This window comes from Acidovorax sp. Q11, assembly GCF_054950075.1.
Window position 1 is genome coordinate 1 of record NZ_JBUDZG010000087.1, and the last position, 1,102, is coordinate 1,102.

General features: G+C 52.3%; 1 protein-coding gene. It reads right to left on the reverse strand.

The annotated features are described in order from the left end of the window. Positions 1-138: 138 nt before the first annotated feature. The gene (locus tag ACYZGB_RS22780; RefSeq protein ID WP_462391266.1) at positions 139-903 is read right to left on the reverse strand and encodes a GNAT family N-acetyltransferase; all 765 of its coding nucleotides are present in this window, start codon (positions 901-903) and stop codon (positions 139-141) included. Positions 904-1,102: the final 199 nt, after the last annotated feature.

A 1,102-nucleotide genomic window follows, 5' to 3' on the forward strand; every position in this document is an offset into this window, starting at 1 on the left:
GCAGATTCCATGTCGGCACGGGACATTCACGATCCCACAACAGATGCCGGATATACGACTGCAGGTGCTTTACCCGCTGGTCCCCAATCGGTCAGGCTCTTGCTGTTGCGGGGGAGTCCATATATGATGGGTTATGCATCATTTGCCTTGGACAACCTTGTCAAACCGACTGTCCATGCACACGCTTAGGTCGGTGGTGACAAACCTTCCGTCGATGAAAAGGCTGAAAATTGTTGCAGGCGTCGGGGAGGATTGAGCTTGCTCCAAGGTTTCCAACTTGACGACTTTCAGCGCCAGCTTTCGTTTCTTTGCCGTTTCTACCAATGAAGAACCAACATGGTATTCGGAATAGGGGCAACGGTTCGAGTAGTAAGCAACCAAGCCCTTCTTGTGAGGGCATTGACCGCTACGGGCGAATTCGTTGAATTGCGGAAGTGTCTTGGACTTACCTAAAGAAAGCGCCAGCAAACTGAATCCGGCGGGGGTTGTATCAACTACCTCAAAGCCCTGTCTGAGAAGCCAGTTTGTGTCGCTCATGAAGTGGTACTTTTTTGTTCCTACCACCGTAACGATGCCATGTTTCTCGTTCTTTCTGGCATCGTCGATAGCCAACTGCAACAAGGCTTTGCCATGTCCCTGTCCCTTGTATTGCCCGGACACCCAAAAGCAACCGAGTGCCATGTATTCAGGGGCAATGACGGGCATCCAGGCGTTCTCGGCGGGCCCATACTCGATAAACACTTTGGCCCGTTCATCCAGACGGCGGAAGACGTAGCCATTGTCGAATTCACGCGCCAACCATTCCTTCTTCGAGGCGTAGCTCTCGGCACATTTCTTATCCGAGAAGGCACAGCAGATATGTTCAGACTTAATGTTGTCGGGTGTTAATGTGATGTAGGACATATGGAATCCGTGTGTGATGCATAACGTTTGAATTCAGCGGACCAGCCAGCGCAGCTGGCGCAGGTCCGCTGCAATGATGGGATGGACTCCCCCGTTTGTTTGCGCGAGATTGGCGCACTGGTCTTCATTGGCGTGGGGATCAGGTCTTCAAACGAAAGGAGTCCGACATGCATGCTACTACCGTGGCCGTCGACTTGGC

Coding starts and splice junctions, on each gene's coding strand:
- ACYZGB_RS22780 (WP_462391266.1), bottom strand. CDS start 903: ATGTCCTACATCACATTAACACCCGACAACATTAAGTCTGAACATATC.